The organism is Dellaglioa sp. CoH-57-MRSF-18, from assembly GCF_056781995.1.
Map to the genome: position 1 here is coordinate 1 of NZ_JBXAXX010000279.1, position 241 is coordinate 241.

General features: G+C 68.0%; 1 protein-coding gene. It reads left to right on the forward strand.

The window, feature by feature from the left end; translation table 11 throughout:
- The coding region (locus AC1RPG_RS08965; protein WP_481762636.1) for a COX15/CtaA family protein at positions 1 to 241 on the forward strand (241 nt) is incomplete at both ends.

Below are 241 nucleotides of genomic sequence, written 5' to 3' on the forward strand. Positions count from 1 at the left end.
GGTTCATCGAGTTCGGCAACCGCGTCCTCAGCGCGGGGCTCGGCGTGGTCGCGATCATCGCCTTCGTCGCGATCCTCCGGATCCGCAAGGAGCGCGCCGACCTGTTCTGGCTGACCCTGCTGGCCGGCCTCGCCATCCCCGCTCAGGCTGTCATCTGCGGCCCCTCGGGGCTGAGCAACCTCAACCCCTACGTCGTCGGCCTCCACTTTGTCGTGTCGATCGCGCTCGTGGCGCTCTGCAA